The sequence below is a fragment of the Arthrobacter pascens genome (genome assembly GCF_030816475.1).
GTDB lineage: Bacteria > Actinomycetota > Actinomycetes > Actinomycetales > Micrococcaceae > Arthrobacter > Arthrobacter pascens_B.
In genome coordinates this window covers 3,168,944-3,183,600 of the sequence record NZ_JAUSXF010000001.1, presented here as the reverse complement: position 1 = coordinate 3,183,600, position 14,657 = coordinate 3,168,944, and the positions used below count along the sequence as shown (strand labels likewise).

17 protein-coding genes are annotated in these 14,657 nt (G+C 64.0%); 7 read left to right on the top strand and 10 right to left on the bottom strand.

Annotated features, from left to right (window positions below):
* The first annotated feature begins 128 nt into the window (after window positions 1–128).
* Window positions 129–401: an SRPBCC domain-containing protein gene (locus QFZ40_RS14535; RefSeq protein ID WP_306905259.1), complete on the top strand. Its 273-nt coding sequence runs from the start codon at window positions 129–131 to the stop codon at window positions 399–401.
* A 115-nt stretch (window positions 402–516) separates the two neighbouring features.
* Window positions 517–1,260 carry a class I SAM-dependent methyltransferase gene (locus QFZ40_RS14530; protein ID WP_306905257.1) on the top strand — a complete coding sequence of 248 codons (744 nt, stop codon included), beginning with the start codon at window positions 517–519 and terminating at the stop codon, window positions 1,258–1,260.
* Between the two features lie 31 nt (window positions 1,261–1,291).
* Here the strand turns inward: QFZ40_RS14530 and QFZ40_RS14525 are convergent, their stop codons facing one another.
* From QFZ40_RS14525 to QFZ40_RS14510, 4 genes are read right to left on the bottom strand one after another with little or no spacing between them, the layout of a single operon-like run.
* Complete coding sequence (locus QFZ40_RS14525) at window positions 1,292–2,056, bottom strand: ABC transporter permease (RefSeq protein WP_306905255.1); 765 nt, start codon at window positions 2,054–2,056, stop codon at window positions 1,292–1,294.
* On the bottom strand, window positions 2,053–2,919 hold the full coding sequence (locus tag QFZ40_RS14520; RefSeq protein ID WP_306905253.1) for an ABC transporter ATP-binding protein: 867 nt from the start codon (window positions 2,917–2,919) through the stop codon (window positions 2,053–2,055). The genes QFZ40_RS14525 and QFZ40_RS14520 overlap by 4 nt, the downstream gene beginning before the upstream one ends.
* Window positions 2,920–2,923: 4 nt before the next feature.
* Window positions 2,924–3,301 (bottom strand): DUF1048 domain-containing protein, encoded by a 378-nt coding sequence (locus tag QFZ40_RS14515; RefSeq protein WP_306905251.1) that lies wholly within the window; start codon window positions 3,299–3,301, stop codon window positions 2,924–2,926.
* A gap of 2 nt (window positions 3,302–3,303) precedes the next feature.
* Window positions 3,304–3,654, bottom strand: coding sequence for a PadR family transcriptional regulator (locus tag QFZ40_RS14510; RefSeq protein WP_306905250.1), 351 nt, complete (start codon window positions 3,652–3,654; stop codon window positions 3,304–3,306).
* A gap of 239 nt (window positions 3,655–3,893) precedes the next feature.
* Here QFZ40_RS14510 and QFZ40_RS14505 point away from each other — a divergent pair, with 239 nt between their 5' ends.
* On the top strand, window positions 3,894–5,429 hold the full coding sequence (locus QFZ40_RS14505) for an LCP family protein (protein WP_306905249.1): 1,536 nt from the start codon (window positions 3,894–3,896) through the stop codon (window positions 5,427–5,429).
* 401 nt (window positions 5,430–5,830) lie between these two features.
* Window positions 5,831–6,034, top strand: a complete 204-nt coding sequence (locus tag QFZ40_RS14500) for a cold-shock protein (RefSeq protein WP_024365339.1) — start codon at window positions 5,831–5,833, stop codon at window positions 6,032–6,034.
* Window positions 6,035–6,168: 134 nt separating this feature from the next.
* Here the strand turns inward: QFZ40_RS14500 and ctaD are convergent, their stop codons facing one another.
* Together ctaD and QFZ40_RS14490 are read right to left on the bottom strand one after the other, a co-directional pair.
* The gene (gene ctaD / locus QFZ40_RS14495; protein WP_306905244.1) at window positions 6,169–7,923 is read right to left on the bottom strand and encodes an aa3-type cytochrome oxidase subunit I; all 1,755 of its coding nucleotides are present in this window, start codon (window positions 7,921–7,923) and stop codon (window positions 6,169–6,171) included.
* Window positions 7,924–8,084: 161 nt separating this feature from the next.
* Window positions 8,085–8,462: a TfoX/Sxy family protein gene (locus QFZ40_RS14490; RefSeq protein WP_306905243.1), complete on the bottom strand. Its 378-nt coding sequence runs from the start codon at window positions 8,460–8,462 to the stop codon at window positions 8,085–8,087.
* 188 nt (window positions 8,463–8,650) lie between these two features.
* Here QFZ40_RS14490 and QFZ40_RS14485 point away from each other — a divergent pair, with 188 nt between their 5' ends.
* The gene (locus QFZ40_RS14485) at window positions 8,651–9,469 is read left to right on the top strand and encodes an SDR family NAD(P)-dependent oxidoreductase (RefSeq protein ID WP_306905242.1); all 819 of its coding nucleotides are present in this window, start codon (window positions 8,651–8,653) and stop codon (window positions 9,467–9,469) included.
* Window positions 9,470–9,544: 75 nt separating this feature from the next.
* Here QFZ40_RS14485 and QFZ40_RS14480 read toward each other — a convergent pair whose 3' ends face one another.
* The 3 genes from QFZ40_RS14480 to QFZ40_RS14470 form a co-directional block, all read right to left on the bottom strand.
* Window positions 9,545–10,066: a hypothetical protein gene (locus QFZ40_RS14480; protein WP_306905240.1), complete on the bottom strand. Its 522-nt coding sequence runs from the start codon at window positions 10,064–10,066 to the stop codon at window positions 9,545–9,547.
* Window positions 10,067–10,355: 289 nt separating this feature from the next.
* On the bottom strand, window positions 10,356–10,994 hold the full coding sequence (locus QFZ40_RS14475; protein WP_306905239.1) for an FMN-binding negative transcriptional regulator: 639 nt from the start codon (window positions 10,992–10,994) through the stop codon (window positions 10,356–10,358).
* A gap of 22 nt (window positions 10,995–11,016) precedes the next feature.
* Entirely contained in the window at window positions 11,017–11,958 is a 942-nt protein-coding gene (locus tag QFZ40_RS14470) for a DMT family transporter (protein ID WP_306905238.1), read from the bottom strand.
* Between QFZ40_RS14470 and QFZ40_RS14465 the strand changes: the two genes are divergently transcribed.
* Window positions 11,957–13,369 (top strand): aminotransferase-like domain-containing protein, encoded by a 1,413-nt coding sequence (locus QFZ40_RS14465; protein ID WP_306905237.1) that lies wholly within the window; start codon window positions 11,957–11,959, stop codon window positions 13,367–13,369. The genes QFZ40_RS14470 and QFZ40_RS14465 overlap by 2 nt on opposite strands.
* Before the next feature lie 69 nt (window positions 13,370–13,438).
* Here QFZ40_RS14465 and QFZ40_RS14460 read toward each other — a convergent pair whose 3' ends face one another.
* Window positions 13,439–13,990: a dihydrofolate reductase family protein gene (locus tag QFZ40_RS14460; RefSeq protein ID WP_306905236.1), complete on the bottom strand. Its 552-nt coding sequence runs from the start codon at window positions 13,988–13,990 to the stop codon at window positions 13,439–13,441.
* 163 nt (window positions 13,991–14,153) lie between these two features.
* On the opposite strand from QFZ40_RS14460, the gene QFZ40_RS14455 reads away from it, so the two are divergent.
* Window positions 14,154–14,642: a hypothetical protein gene (locus QFZ40_RS14455; protein ID WP_306905234.1), complete on the top strand. Its 489-nt coding sequence runs from the start codon at window positions 14,154–14,156 to the stop codon at window positions 14,640–14,642.
* The last annotated feature ends 15 nt before the right edge of the window (window positions 14,643–14,657 follow it).

Genomic DNA, 14,657 nt, shown 5'->3' with positions numbered 1-14,657 from the left:
TTCCAGGCTTTTGCCGATACTGCGATGTGGCGGCGGTGGTTCAAGCTCCCTGGCAGCCGAGCTTCGTATGATCACGACTTCCGGGTGGGCATGGAGACACCGCGACGAGCGTCTTCACCTCCTTTGACATGCCACCGGAATCTCTTAGATACCGGTCCAGGTACATCGACATTGTCCCTGCCAGCAGGATCGTCTACACCTACGAGTCGGCCGTGAATGATGTCTTGAGGTGGGCCTCGCTCGCAACGATCGAATTCGATGCAGTCCAGGATGGCACCCAGATACGGTGGACCGAGCAGGTTGTGTTCGTCAAACTCTCGGGCGACGGAAGCCGCGATCTCCCGCACCTCCGGGGCGCGACCCGCCTCCGCCTCAACGGCCTCCTGTCAGCCTTGGATTGAGGGGGTCCGCCCCAGAACAGGCTTGAATCCGACGGCGCTGAGGTTCACTGTGTGCCGGCCCCACAGGTGTCCGGAGGGATGGTGTCAGCACGAATCCTCTGGAAAAGTGGGGGAGATGAGCGTTCACAACAACACGCAGCAGGCCTGGGAATCAGCGTCCCACAAGTACATCGACGAGTACGAAGAGGTGCTGGACGAGGCGAAGTCCGCCAGGCTGCTTCCCATCGAGGAAACTGTGCTCCGTGAAATCGTCGTCGGCGCGGACGTGGTGCACCCGATGAGCGGCCACGGCATAGACGACGTGGCACTGATACGCCTTGGTGCCCGCAGCGTCACCGGCGTCGATTACAGCCCCTCAGCGGCGTCCGCAGCGCAACGCCGGGCAGACGAACTCGGCGTCGACTGCAGGTATGTGACCGCGACGCTGCCGGCGAGTGGCCTCATCGATAACTCGGCCGACCTCATCTACACGGGCAAAGGTGCGCTGATCTGGGTCGAGGATCTTGAGGCATGGCTGTCCGAGATGCAACGCCTGCTGCGACCGGGAGGCCATCTCTTCATCTATGAAGCGCACCCTCTGACGCCGTTGTGGAGTTGGGACCGCGACAAGGTCGAGGTGCGCAGTGACCGTGGGTACTTCGCCCGAAGCCATGTTAATGATTCATTTCCTGCGGGCGGTGCTGTCGAGTACCAGCGGACATTCGCAGAGACGATCATGGCGATCACCGGTGCAGACTTCGAGCTCCTGCACCTCGAGGAGCACTCCGAACCGTTCTGGCGGCCAGAGGGCATGAACGCAGCCGCTTGGGACGGCCAGGTTCCGAATGCGTTCAGCCTGCTCGCACGGTACAGAGCCTGAATGAAACGCCGCAGCTGCGCAGGGCCCGGCCTCAGGTGATCTTGCGGCGGTAGATGACGCTCGCTAGGGCGTAGCCGATGGCTAGCAGGCCGACGAGCCAGGCGAGTGCGACCCAGATGTCGCTGCCGACGGGTTCCTGGGCGAACAGGGCCCGGACGGTGTTCACGATGGAGGTCACGGGCTGGTTCTCGGCGAACCATGCGACCGGGCCGGGCATCGAGTCTGTAGGCGCGAACGCCGAGCTGATGAATGGGAGGAAGATCAGCGGGTAGCTGAACGCGCTCGCGCCGTCGACAGTCTTCGCTGAGAGTCCGGCGATCACGGCGATCCAGGTCAGTGCGAGGGTGAACAGGACCAGGATGCCGGCGACGGCGAGCCAGGCGGTCAGGGATGCGCCGGTGCGGAATCCCATGATCAGCGCGACGCCGATAACGATTGCTAAGGAGACCAGGTTAGCTGCCAGGGAGGTGAGCACGTGCGCCCAGAGCACGCTGGACCTGGCAATCGGCATGGACTGGAAGCGTTCGAAGATGCCGCCCTGCAGGTCCAGGAACAGCCGGTACGCGGTGTACGCGATGCCGGAGGCGATGGTGATGAGCAAGATGCCGGGGAGCATGTAGTTGACGTACGACTGGTCCGAGCCGGTGTTGATCGCGCCGCCGAAGACGTAGACGAAAAGCAGCATCAGCGCGATCGGTGTGACAGCAGTGGTGATGATCGTGTCGGGGCTGTGGAGGATGTGGCGTAGCGAGCGTGCGGTGAGGACGCCGGTGTCGCCGAGGATGTGGGTGTTCATTGCTTTTCCTTTCCTGCCGGGACCCTGCCGCGGGTTCGGCCGTCGGCGCCGGCGGAGTCTGCCTCGCGCGTGTCTGCGTCCCCGGTGTCGTCCTCGCCAGCTTCCCCGACGAGGGCGAGGAAGACGTCCTCGAGGGAGGGCTGCTTCTCGATGTACTCGACTTTGGCGGGCGGGAGGAGTTGCTTGAGTTCGGCGAGGGTGCCGTTCTGGATGATCGTGCCCTTGTGCAGGATGGCGATCCGGTCGGCAAGCTGTTCGGCCTCGTCGAGGTACTGCGTGGTGAGCAGCACCGTGGTGCCCTGACTGGCCAGTTGCCTGATGGTCTGCCATACCTCGATCCGCGCCTGGGGGTCGAGCCCGGTGGTGGGTTCGTCGAGGAAGATGATCGGCGGGTTCCCGATCAGGCTCATGGCGATGTCGAGCCGGCGGCGCATGCCGCCCGAGTACGTGGACGCCGTGCGGTTCCCTGCGTCGGTAAGGGCGAAGCGGGCAAGCAGGCCGTCGGCGACCGCGCCAGGGTTCTTCAGGTGACGCAGCTTGGCGATCAGCACGAGGTTCTCACGGCCGGTGAGTACTTCATCAACCGCGGCGAACTGGCCGGTCAGGCTGATCGACTCGCGCACCTCACCGGGTTTCTCGCCGACATCGAAGCCATTGACCGTGGCGGTGCCGGCGTCGGCCTTCAGCAGCGTCGACAGGATCCGGACCAGCGTGGTCTTGCCGGCACCGTTCGAGCCGAGCAGCGCGAAGATGCTGCCCGCCCTCACGTCGAAGTCGACGCCCCGCAGCACCTGCAGGTCCTTGAACGACTTGCCGATGCCCTGCACCCGGATCGCAGGTGCAAGGGCCTGGTCGGTGGTCATCGGGTCAGCTCCCCTCGCTGTTGTCGTCGGCGGCGGCCTGGTCGATGGCTTCGGTCAGGCGCTTGCGCTCTTTGTCGATCCACTGCCTGCCGGAGTACGCCTGTGCAAAGGCCTCGGCGAACTCCACCGGATCGTCCCCCACGATCGCGCGCACCGGCGTCCCGTCGACGGCGGCCCGCTCCCACAGATCGGCCAGGTCGCCGAACATCGTCATGAGCATGTCGCCGTCCGTAATGCCCCCGTAGTACATGACGTACCGGTGCATGGCCTTTGCTGCAGTTGCGTACGGCTCGAGGAGGGCATCAATGCGGGTCTTGTCCTTCTTGTACTGCTTCTTCTGCTCGAGCGACCCGGTGAGGGTCTCGATCCACTTGGCGGCCATGGTTACTCTCCTTCGTCCTGCGGGTTCTTGATGTTGTGGTGGAGCTGTTCGATACGTTCTGCGAGGAAACTCCATGTCCTCCAAAACTCTTCGAGGTACCCGCCGCCTAGTGCGTTCAGCGAGTAGACCTTGCGCGGGGGCCCCTTCTCCGACGGGACCTTCTCAACGTCCACGAGGCCGCGCTGTTCGATCCTGACCAGTAGGGCGTAGATGGTGCCCTCGGCAATCTCGGAGAAGCCCTGGTCGCGCAGCTGGGCGGTGATCTCGTAGCCGTACGCCGGCCGCACGGCCAGGATCGCGAGGACGATGCCCTCAAGCGTGCCTTTGAGCATCTCGGTGGTCTGATTGCCCATGGAACTCTTCTCCCTCAGCTACTCAGTGTTACTGACTACTGGTAAATAGTGGCACTAAGTAGCCGGGCCGCAAGGGGAAAGGCGGCGGAATATGTTGCGGGTCGAAGCGATTCAGGAGGCCCGATCAAATCCTGCCCGCCGCCAGGATTTCTGCCAGGGGACAGCGATGCCTTTCCGGCCAAATTGCCAGCTTCGGCCGCTAGCATCTTCACAATCTGTCCCCTCCAGAAAGTTTTGCTGTGCTCGGTTCCAAAAATTCTCCCAGCCCGGATCAACACGGATCCGGCCCTGCGGCGTACCCCGGCCAGGGCAAGCTGGTGGCTGTCAGTTCCCGCCGCTTCCCACGCCTCCGCGGGGCACCGCGCTGGATAAGGATTGTCACGGCCGCCGTATCCTTGCTCCTCCTGGGCGTACTGGCTTTCGGCGGCTATTGGGCTTGGCGCCTGCAGTCCAACATCAGCACCTCGGATCTGACCGCCGGGGGGCAGCGGAGCGAGGGCAGCGTCGATGACAGTAAGGACCGTCTGCAGATTTTGGTCCTGGGCTCGGACACCAGGAGCGGCAGCGACAGCCAGTACGGCACAGTTGACCAGTCCTCCGGCTATGGCCAATCGGACGTGATGATGCTGCTGGATATCTCCGCCGACAACAAGCATGTCAACGTCATCAGCTTCCCCCGCGACCTTCTCGTGGACATCCCGGCGTGCACTGACAAGAAGACGAACCAGAACTACCCGGAGCAGAAGGAAGCCATGATCAACAGCGCCATGGCCCAGGCCGGAATCGGCTGCGCGGTGGACACTGTGAACAAACTCACCGGGCTGGAAGTGGACCACTTTATGATGGCGGACTTCAACGCCGTCAAGGAGCTTTCCAACGCAGTGGGTGGGGTGGACGTGTGCGTGAGTGCCGCCGTGGATGATCCCGAATCGGGGCTGCACTTGCCCGCCGGAACGTCCCAGGTGAAGGGCGACCAGGCATTGGCGTTCCTGCGTACCCGCCACGCCTTTGCCAACGGCGGTGACCTGGGGAGGATCAAAGCGCAGCAAGGCTTCCTGGCCTCCCTGTCCCGCAAACTCAAGTCGGAGGGAACCCTGGGCGATCCTCAGAAAATGCTGACCATCGCAGATACCGTCACCAAGAACCTGACGGTCGATTCCGGGCTGGCCTCGGTTCCCTCGCTTCTCACCATCGCCAACCGCCTCAAGAATATTGACCCTGCGAACGTCAACTTCATCACGGTGCCCACCGTTCCGGCGTCGGACCCCAACAGGCTCACACTGGACCAACCGGCAGCCGCCAACTTCTTCGCGGAGCTGCGTAACAGCGCCGACCTGAGCCAGCCAGCTCCTGCTGCTCCGAGCAATGCGCCGTCCACGACGGCACCCGCGGCCTACAACAAGGCGCTCCAGCCGGTCACCATTGCCAACGGCACCGGCCTGACGGGGCGCAGCACGGCGATTGCCGGCCTGCTCTCCGACGCCGGGTTCACCAAGCTCACCCGGGTCCAGGCCCAGGCACGCCCAGAGACCATGGTGTACTTCAGCGCGGGGTTCGATGACGTTGCCGCTGACGTGGCAGCAATGTTCGGGCTTCCCGCTAGCAGCGTGCAGCAGGTGGCCAACATCCACGGCGTGGAACTGTACGCCGGCGCGGACTTTGCCTCCGGCACCAAACCCGTCCCGGCGCCGTCGTCCGCTGACTCCTCAGGGAGCGTGGTGGCGCAGACGGGTAGCGACCAAACCTGCCAGTCGGCCAACCCGGCCGGCTACTGACCCTCCCGTGGGGAACAGCCCAGGCGGGCCGGGGTCTAAGCATCCGGATGATGGTGGCGGAGCCACATCAGGCTCTGCTGATCGGTTAGGGGATCGGCGGCAGAGGGGAGTCGGAATTTCGCCCAGTCCGGCGTTCAGGGGGATGGGAGATGTACCCGGCGGGGCTGCTGTGGCCGGCATCGGGCATTCGGGCTCACAATGGCACCCAGCGGGGGTTGTGGTCAGCCGTCCAACAAACTTCGTGTAGAGTCGTTTCTGTTGTTGTGTTTTTAGCAGTTCGTAGTTCAGGCAGTACGCGCGGTCGAAAGTCCGCGTTCTTCTGAAGTAGCGGTTTTGAACACCCCACACCGGAGGACCCGAAAGTCGGGACTTTTCCTCTACCTTCACGAAGGACAAAAATAATGGCTACTGGTACCGTCAAATGGTTTAACGCTGAAAAGGGCTTCGGCTTCATTTCCCCCGATGACTCCTCACAGGACGTTTTCGCTCACTACTCCGCGATCGCCTCTTCCGGCTTCCGCTCACTCGAAGAGAACCAGAAGGTCTCCTTCGAAACCGAGCAGGGCCCCAAGGGTCCCCAGGCCGTCAACATCCAGGCACTCTAATTCCTTAGAGATTCTGGGGCCTTAGGGTTTCATTTTCAAAGCAGGGCCGGTCATTTCAAATGACCGGCCCTGCTTTTGTTAACCCGGGTGTGCTGTGTTGCCGACTGGCCCAGTCTGCCTCGTAGCCCGGTGGCCTACTTGTCGGGGTTGGGATCCCGGACGTCTTCTTCCCCGATGTCCGCGGCACCGAGGGCGGCGGCTGCGGGAGAGTGGACGGGTTCGTGTTCGCGGACCCGGATCTCCGGGTGGTGCAAGTCCAGTGAGGGCCGCTCCGAGCGGATCCGCGGCAGCGAGGTGAAGTTGTGCCGCGGCGGCGGGCAGGACGTGGCCCATTCCAGTGACGCGCCAAAGCCCCACGGATCGTCAACTGTGATTTTTTCGCCGGCCCGCCAGGTGATGTAGACGTTCCACAGGAACGGGATGAGCGAAGCTCCCAGCAGGTACGAGCTGATAGTGGAGAACTGGTTCATCCAGGTGAAACCGTCCTGCGGCATGTAGTCCGCGTAGCGCCGGGGCATACCCTTTGCGCCAAGCCAGTGCTGGATCAGGAACGTGCCGTGGAAGCCAAGGAACAGCATCCAGAAGTGGATCTTTCCTAGCCGCTCATTAAGCATGGTGCCGGTGAATTTAGGCCACCAGAAGTAGAAGCCTGCGAACATCGCAAACACCACGGTGCCGAAGACGACGTAGTGGAAGTGCGCCACCACGAAGTAGGAATCGGAAACGTGGAAGTCCAGCGGAGGCGAGGCCAGGATGATGCCGGTCAGGCCGCCGAAGAGGAACGTGACGATGAAGCCGAGGCTCCACAGCATGGGGGTCTCGAAGGTCAGCGAACCGCCCCACATGGTGCCGATCCAGTTGAAGAACTTCACGCCGGTGGGCACCGCGATGAGCATGGTCATGAAGGCGAAGAACGGCAGCAGCACGGAACCGGTCACGTACATGTGGTGCGCCCACACGGTGACGGACAGGGCAGCAATGGCGATGGTCGCGTAGACCAGGCCCTTGTAGCCGAAGATCGGCTTGCGGCTGAAGACCGGGAAGATCTCAGAGACGATGCCGAAGAACGGCAGCGCGATGATGTACACCTCAGGGTGGCCGAAGAACCAGAACAGGTGCTGCCAGAGGACCGCTCCACCATTTTCCGGGTCATAGATGTGGGCACCAAACCGGCGGTCAGCGCCGAGGCCGAAAAGCGCTGCGGCCAGCGGCGGGAAGGCCATGATCACCAGGATTGCCGTGACCAGGGTGTTCCAGGTGAAGATCGGCATGCGCCACATCGTCATGCCGGGAGCGCGCATGCAGATGATCGTGGTGATGAAGTTGACGGCGCCAAGAATCGTGCCGAACCCTGACAGGGCCAGGCCGAACACCCAGAGGTCGCCGCCCACTCCGGGCGTGAACATGGTGTTGTTCAGCGGGGCGTAGGCGAACCAGCCGAAGGACGCCGCACCCTGCGGGGTGATGAATCCGGAGACGGCAATGGTTGAACCGAACAGGAAGAACCAGAATGCCAAGGCGTTCAGCCGCGGAAAGGCGACGTCAGGCGCGCCGATCTGCAGGGGCATGATGACGTTCGCGAAGCCCGCGAACAGGGGAGTGGCGAACATCAGCAGCATCATGGTGCCGTGCATGGTGAACAGCTGGTTGTACTGTTCCTTGGTCTGCAGGATCTGCATGCCTGGCTCGAAGAGCTCGGCCCGGATGAGCAGGGCCATCACTCCAGCCATCATGAAGAACACAAACGAAGCGATCAGGTACATGTACCCGATGACCTTATGGTCGGTGGAAGTGATCCAGGTGACGACGAGGCTGCCCTTACGCCGCGGAACAGTTGCAGGCGCGGCGGTAGCGGCGACGCCTCTAGATGAATGTCCTGTGATGGCCATTTTCACCTCGTCCAGACGGGTACCAAGGGGCCTTCCTGCATGAGCCCCACCACAGCTCCGGAACTAGTTTTCTGAGGCTGTGGTTTCCTTCAGGTTACCCATGAACGCAGCTTCGGGAAAGAGCCTGGAAGCGCGAGAGTGCCCGCTTCGAAAGGAGACGCCTACTTCCGGGATCCCGGTGCTTTGGCTGCCTTCGGCGGGAGATCCGCGACGTAGGCGAATGCCTTCTCCACCCAGGCCCGTATCCGCGCCTCATCTCCGTCGCCTTCGGCGTTCCAGACCTCGGGCAGCCCGGTGTAGCCGCCCATGGGGCGCTCCACGGGGCCGAATGGGACTGTCCGTTCCGCACTTTCCAGTTCCGCGCGGTCTTCGGGGGAGAGCCTGACGCCGATGGTGGGGCCGAACAATCCAGCGAACATGTTGCCGTTCACGAATGCCCCGAGATTGCCGAACATCGGTTTGACCACTACTTCTGCCCTGGCTGGCACTACCGACCGGAAGCGCTCCTTATCTGCCTCTGACGCTTTGGGCATCTCCATTGTTCTTCCCCCGATTTCCGGCGACGTGCAGGTCTGAGTGCAGGATATGCCTGCGGCGGCGCCCGGTACAGACATGCTGAGGGAGCCCGACGCCGGGCTGCCGGGGAACGGCGGCCGCCCCGCCGTCGTTATGCCAACGGCATCGTCTCTCAAACTGCCGCCGTGACCGCCCAACCAAAGGACACACCGTGACCCCTCGCACCATCGTGATCACCGGAGCAAGCGATGGCATCGGCGCAGCCGCCGCACGGTCGCTTGCTAGGGCAGGGGAGCGAGTTGTCGTCGTCGGACGTTCCCCGGAGAAGACACAGGCCCTTGCAAAGGAACTCGACGCCGACTACTTCGTCAGCGATTTCGCCGAACTGGCCCAGGTCCGCACGCTCGCCGCGCAGCTCAGGGAAAACTATTCCCGGATCGATGTCCTGGCGAATAACGCCGGCGGCATCATGGGCGGGCGCCGGCTCACTGTGGACGGGAACGAGTCCACGTTCCAGGTCAACCACCTTGCCCCTTTCCTGCTCACCACCGCGCTCCTGGACGTCCTCACCGCCAGCAGCGCCAAGGTCATCAACACCTCCAGCGGCGCCAACGGCTTCGGCAGGCTGGACCTGCAGGACCTCAACGCGGAGCACAAGTACTCCACCAACCGTGCCTACGGCACGGCCAAGCTTGCCAACATCCTCTTCACCAGCGAGCTGCACCGCCGCTACGGTGATGCGGGAATCACGACGGCGGCTTTCCACCCAGGCGTGGTGGCCACCAACTTCGCTGCAGACTCAACCAGCCCCTGGCGCCACGCCTACAAAACGCTGCTTAACCGTTTCATGCTCACACCGGACCAGGGCGCCGACACTTTGCTGTGGCTCATCAACGGCACGGCCGGCACCGACTGGATTTCCGGCGCCTACTACGCCAAGCGCGCCTTGGCCAAGGCCAATCCCCAGGCGTACGACGCCGCACTGGCCCGCGGCCTATGGGAGCAGAGCGCGGGACTCGTCGCGGGCTGAGAACAGGTAGGGCCGGCCAGCGGCCAGCCCTACCTGTCTTGGCTGCGGGCTGTTTTTGTTCTCTTTGTTCTCGAGTTACGACGCCAGCTCAGCACAAATGTCGAGGGACTGGCCCGAAGTGCTCACCAGCGTGAAGACGCCGGTGTTGGGATCGATGTTGTATACGATCTTCCCGATGTAATGAGTCGTTGTAGGGCCGGCAGGCTCATCACTGGGAAACATGATGAGTCCGTTATGGCCGGTCGCGGTGACTGTCAGGGTGCCGTCCGGATTGACCACCGTTTCCGCTACTGATCCGTCCGTCCGGATGGTGATGGACTCGCCTGCGACGGGCTTTTTGGGTTTCGTGCCGTAATTCGTGTAAGTCAGGAGCACGCCTTTGCCGGCCGTGAGAAGCCGCACCGTATCCCCGTTTGCGTCCGTGAATTCCTTGGTATGCAGATTCCCTCCTGTGGACTGAAAACCGAGGTTGAATTCACATGCGGTACCGGCTGGAAGGATGAAGAAAGAATCGGCAACTGCCGGCTGCGCCGGCGCCACCAAGGCGGCTGCGGCCAGGGCGGCAAGTGTCAGGCCACGGGTGAGTTTGCTTTTCATTTGGTTTCCTCGAATTTCGCGCGCATTTGATCAGTTGGAGCGGCACAACCTCATGCGAAGGAAGGAGACCGGATGCCTGCGTTGCGGGGGAATCCCTGACGTAGGCCTGAAAAACGGCCTGACACGAGCGCTGCGGATGGATGCGGCGCACGGCTAGGACAGTACTCCCGCAGGCAGCAACCCGCCACTAGTTTTTTCGGCTATGAGCGGGGAGACCCTTTTCCTGGCCAACGCAGCCATTGGCCCGGCAGTTCGCGTCAATCCCTGTAGCGGTCCTTGGGAGCCGGGTCTACGACTCAGGCCTATCAGCCGGCCTGGCACGTTCGACGTCGGCGGCACTCTCCATGCGCCCGCGGGCGCTCAGTCCTGCTACAACGCCATCTATGTCCGCGTCCGGCCGGTTCTGGCTGAGTTTGGCCTTCGCCTCGATCCTGGTGATCACCAGTTCCAGTCCCACGATGGCGCGGAGCTGGCCCGAGATGTATCGCTCCGGAGCGTCGTCCATGCTCCACGGGTGGTCAAAGCCGGCCTCGTGGACGTTGGTCAGGCGCCTGAGCTGGCCGGCAATCCAGGCCGGGTCCTCGTGGACCACGAGAGTCCCGTACACATGTGCCGTGGAATAGTTCCAGGTGGGAACGACTCGTCCGTGCTCGGCCTTGGAAGCGTACCAGGACGGCGAAACGTAGTCGTCCGCGCCCTGGATGATCATGAGCGATTCTCCCGCGGCAGGCTGGGACCACTGCGCATTGTTTCGGGCCACGTGGGTGTGCAGCGCGCCGTGTTCGCCCACGGACTGGTCGTAGACGAACGGGAGCAGCGTGGCGAGCAGTCCTTGCGGGGTCACGGTGACCAGGTTTGCTGTGCCCGGCCTGGTGAGGAGGCTGCGGGTGGCCTCGGGTCCGGCCTCGAAGTGAGCTGGGATGTACATGGTGTTCCTTTGCTTTTGATGTTTAACGGGTCTGGTCTGCCGGTGCGGGCCTGAGCCGGACGCGTATGGCGGCGCCGGCGCAGAAGATGACGGCGAGGCCGCCGATGACGGTGGTCCAGGTCAGGGTCTCGCCCAGCAGGAGGCCCGCCCAGCAGATGGTGAGCACCGGCTGGATGAGCTGGACCTGGCTGACCTGTGACATGGGGCCGATTGCCAGGCCGCGGTACCAGGCGAAAAAGCCCAGGAACATGCTCACCGCGCCCAGGTAGCCGAAGGCCGCCCACTGGACAGGCGTGCCGGATGGCAGCTGTTGGGCCATGGAGAGCATGGACAGGAAGACCATCAGCGGCGACGCCAGCACCAGCGCCCAGGAGACTGTCTGCCAGGCGCCGAGCTCCCGGGCCAGCAGGCCACCCTCCGCGTAACCGATGGCAGCCGCGATCACAGCGCCGAGGAGCAGCACGTCCGCCCGGTGCAGCTGTCCGAAGCCGCCCGGCTGCAGGGAAGCGAAGGCGATGGCGGCCAGCGCACCCGTGCCGGTGATGAGCCAGAACGCCAGTGGGGGGCGCTCGCGCCCCCGGAGCACTGCCGCCGTGGCGGTTGCGGCCGGGAGCAGGCCAATGACCACCGCGCCGTGGCTGGCCGGGGTGCTGGTCAGCGCGAATGACGTGAGAAGGGGAAACCCGACGACGACGCCGGCGGCCACCGTCGCGAGGCGCGCCCACTGCACGCCGCGGGGGAGCCGTTGCCGGGTCAGTGCCAGGGCGAAAGCGGCCAGCACGGCGGCCACGACCGCGCGGCCGGAACCGATGAATAGCGGGGACAGGCCGGCGACGGCCACTTTGGTGAACGGAACCGTGAAGGAGAAGGCCGCTACTCCAAGCAGCCCCCACCGCAGTCCGGATGGCTGTCGGGACGATACCGCTGGCCGTTCTAGGATAGTAGCGCTACTATTGTCTCTCATGAACAACGATAGCAGTTCAAGGATTGCTGTGCGACTGCGCGAATGGATCGGCACTGCCCCGCCGGGTTCCAAGCTGCCGTCGACGCGGTCCTTGGTGGCCGAGTACCAGGCGAGTCCGGTGACGGTGCAGAAGGCCCTGCATACCCTCACGGCGCAGGGCCTGATTGAGAGTAGGCCCGGGGTTGGCACCTTCGTGCGCGCCATCCGGACCGCGCGTCCGTCGGACTATGGCTGGCAGACGGCGGCTCTGCGGTCCCCGCTGGCGCCGTTGCCGCCTGCCTCCAGCACCATGCGTGACGTGGCAAACGACGCCATTGCCTTCCACTCCGGCTACCCGGACCGGGAACTCCTGCCGGAACGGCTGGTGCGGGCCGCCCTCACGCGTGCGGCCCGCAGCGATGCGGCCCTCTCCCGTCCACCCGCCGCCGGCCTGCCGGAACTGCAGTTGTGGTTCGCGCAGGAACTCGGTGCCCTGACGCCGGCCGGGACAACCCCGCCGAACCGGAGTGACGTCGTCGTCCTCCCGGGGAGCCAGAGCGGACTCAGCTCCATCTTTAGCGCACTGGCGGGAAGCGGGCAGCCGCTGCTGATGGAGTCGCCCACCTACTGGGGCGCCATCCTGGCGGCGGCGCAGGCAGGAGTGCGTGTTGTCCCTGTGCCCAGCGGGCCCGACGGTCCTGACGTGGCGGAACTGGCCAGGGCCTTTGACGAAACCGGTGCCCGGCTGTTTTATGCGCAACCCAACTACGCCAACCCCACCGGCGCGCAATGGGCTGCTGGGCGGGGCGAACAGGTCCTGGAGGTGGTGCGCGCGAAGGGGGCGTTTCTGGTGGAGGACGACTGGGCGCACGACTTCGGGATCTCCACCAGCCCCGTACCCGTCGCCTCCCGCGACGACTCCGGCCACGTGGTCTACCTTCGTTCCCTGACCAAGAGCGTGTCGCCGGCCATCCGCATCGCGGCCGTCATCGCCCGGGGCCCGGCACGTGAGCGCATCCTTGCGGACCGGGCGGCAGAGTCGATGTACGTGAGCGGGCTGCTCCAGGCGGCAGCGCTCGACGTCGTGACGCAGCCCGGGTGGGCGACTCACCTGCGCAGCCTCCGCCACCAGCTTGAATCCCGCCGAGACCTGTTGGTCACCAGCCTGCGCCAGCATGCCCCGCAGGCGCACATCGAGCAGGTCCCCAAGGGCGGCCTGAACCTGTGGGCACGGGTGCCCGACGGCACTGACCTTGATCGGCTGACCCGGGACTGCGAGGCCGCCGGGGTCATCATCGCTGCCGGCCGCGACTGGTTCCCGGCCGAACCGGCCGGCCAGTTCATCCGGCTCAACTACTCGGGCTCCAATCCGGGCGCCTTCCCTGAAGGTGCCCGGATCATCGGCCAGGCGCTGGAACGCAACGCGTCCTAGGAACAACAGGTCCTAGATCAACCGGTCCTACGAAAACAGGCAGGGGCAGGGGCCCACAGTTTCAGATGCCTATTCGGCGAGCAATCCGTAGGTGCTGACGACGTTGCCCTTGCTGGTCTTGTACTGGTCCTGCAGGCTGAGCCGGGTTACGGGGTCGTCGGTTTCGAACAGGCGCCGGCCTCTCCCTGCCACCACTGGGTGGGTCATGAGGGTCAGGGAATCCAGCAGTCCGGCGAACAGCAGCTGGCGTACCACGGAAATGCTGCCGCACACAGCGATCTCGCCGCCGTCGCGCTGCTTCAGCCCGGCCACGAACTCCTCCAGCGAGCCCTCAATGAGCTGCGAGTTCTGCCACTCCAGCGGTTCAGTCAGGCTATTCGAAACGACGAACTTCTCCACCGGGTTGATGAAGCCGGCAAAGGCATCATCCGCTGATGCGTTGGGCCAGTAACCCGCCCACTCCTGGTAGCTGACCCGGCCCAGCAGCACAGTATCCGTCCGGCCCATGAACGTGGTCATGCCCTTGCCCAGATCTTCGTCGAAGCTGTCGAACTGCCAGAGATTCGGATCTGAAACCACGCCATCGACGGAGTGGAAAAGGCCAGCGGTGACTTTGCGCATAGGAACCTCCAAGTGGTGCGGACAGGATGTTCATCAGCCTAAAACGCCATCCTGAGTTAGGTTCATCACCACTGCCTGCGTGTTGCACGGTTCCTTGGTCCGGCAGCCGCATACTGGTGTTGAGCGGCCATGACCGCGCCCCCGGACAGGCAGGAGGATTTGCATGGAAACCCTGAAGAAAATCGTGACAAGCCAGTATTTCCCCGCAGCCGCCGTGCTGGCGGCGGTCGTGCTGTTCTGGGCCGCGGGCATCATGGGCGGGCTGTCTATGCTCAACGACAACAATCCGCCCATCGCCACCCTGACGTGGATGCTGTTCGTCTATGCTGCGGCCGTTCTCACCCCGCTCGCCGGCCTGATGGCCGCCGTCGATCTGGTCCGGCGCTGGCTCCGCAACCGTAACGCGGTCCAGTATGAGCCGGTGCTGGCTGAGCAGGGGCAAGCAGAGCCGGAGATCGACACCGCCCAGGCTGTACCTGCCCACGGTTTGCCAGCCCAGGATGAGCAGGTTTCAGACGCACCCCTGGTCGAGCCAGCCCCCGTCGAGCCGGCTCGGGAGAGTCGGCCTGCACCCGTGAACCGGCCTGCATCAGCAAGGCAGCCGGCAACGATGAACCAGCCGGCCAAGGCGTCCCACAACAAGGCAGCGTAGTCAACACGGAAGCGT

Bases quoted from the DNA above. Each gene is read 5' to 3' on its own strand.
- QFZ40_RS14535 (WP_306905259.1), top strand. From the start codon at position 129: ATGCCACCGGAATCTCTTAGATACCGGTCCAGGTACATCGACATTGTC.
- QFZ40_RS14530 (WP_306905257.1), top strand. From the start codon at position 517: ATGAGCGTTCACAACAACACGCAGCAGGCCTGGGAATCAGCGTCCCAC.
- QFZ40_RS14525 (WP_306905255.1), bottom strand. From the start codon at position 2,056: ATGAACACCCACATCCTCGGCGACACCGGCGTCCTCACCGCACGCTCG.
- QFZ40_RS14520 (WP_306905253.1), bottom strand. From the start codon at position 2,919: ATGACCACCGACCAGGCCCTTGCACCTGCGATCCGGGTGCAGGGCATC.
- QFZ40_RS14515 (WP_306905251.1), bottom strand. From the start codon at position 3,301: ATGGCCGCCAAGTGGATCGAGACCCTCACCGGGTCGCTCGAGCAGAAG.
- QFZ40_RS14510 (WP_306905250.1), bottom strand. From the start codon at position 3,654: ATGGGCAATCAGACCACCGAGATGCTCAAAGGCACGCTTGAGGGCATC.
- QFZ40_RS14500 (WP_024365339.1), top strand. From the start codon at position 5,831: ATGGCTACTGGTACCGTCAAATGGTTTAACGCTGAAAAGGGCTTCGGC.
- ctaD (WP_306905244.1), bottom strand. From the start codon at position 7,923: ATGGCCATCACAGGACATTCATCTAGAGGCGTCGCCGCTACCGCCGCG.
- QFZ40_RS14490 (WP_306905243.1), bottom strand. From the start codon at position 8,462: ATGGAGATGCCCAAAGCGTCAGAGGCAGATAAGGAGCGCTTCCGGTCG.
- QFZ40_RS14480 (WP_306905240.1), bottom strand. From the start codon at position 10,066: ATGAAAAGCAAACTCACCCGTGGCCTGACACTTGCCGCCCTGGCCGCA.
- QFZ40_RS14475 (WP_306905239.1), bottom strand. From the start codon at position 10,994: ATGTACATCCCAGCTCACTTCGAGGCCGGACCCGAGGCCACCCGCAGC.
- QFZ40_RS14465 (WP_306905237.1), top strand. From the start codon at position 11,957: ATGAACAACGATAGCAGTTCAAGGATTGCTGTGCGACTGCGCGAATGG.
- QFZ40_RS14470 (WP_306905238.1), bottom strand. From the start codon at position 11,958: ATGAGAGACAATAGTAGCGCTACTATCCTAGAACGGCCAGCGGTATCG.
- QFZ40_RS14460 (WP_306905236.1), bottom strand. From the start codon at position 13,990: ATGCGCAAAGTCACCGCTGGCCTTTTCCACTCCGTCGATGGCGTGGTT.
- QFZ40_RS14455 (WP_306905234.1), top strand. From the start codon at position 14,154: ATGGAAACCCTGAAGAAAATCGTGACAAGCCAGTATTTCCCCGCAGCC.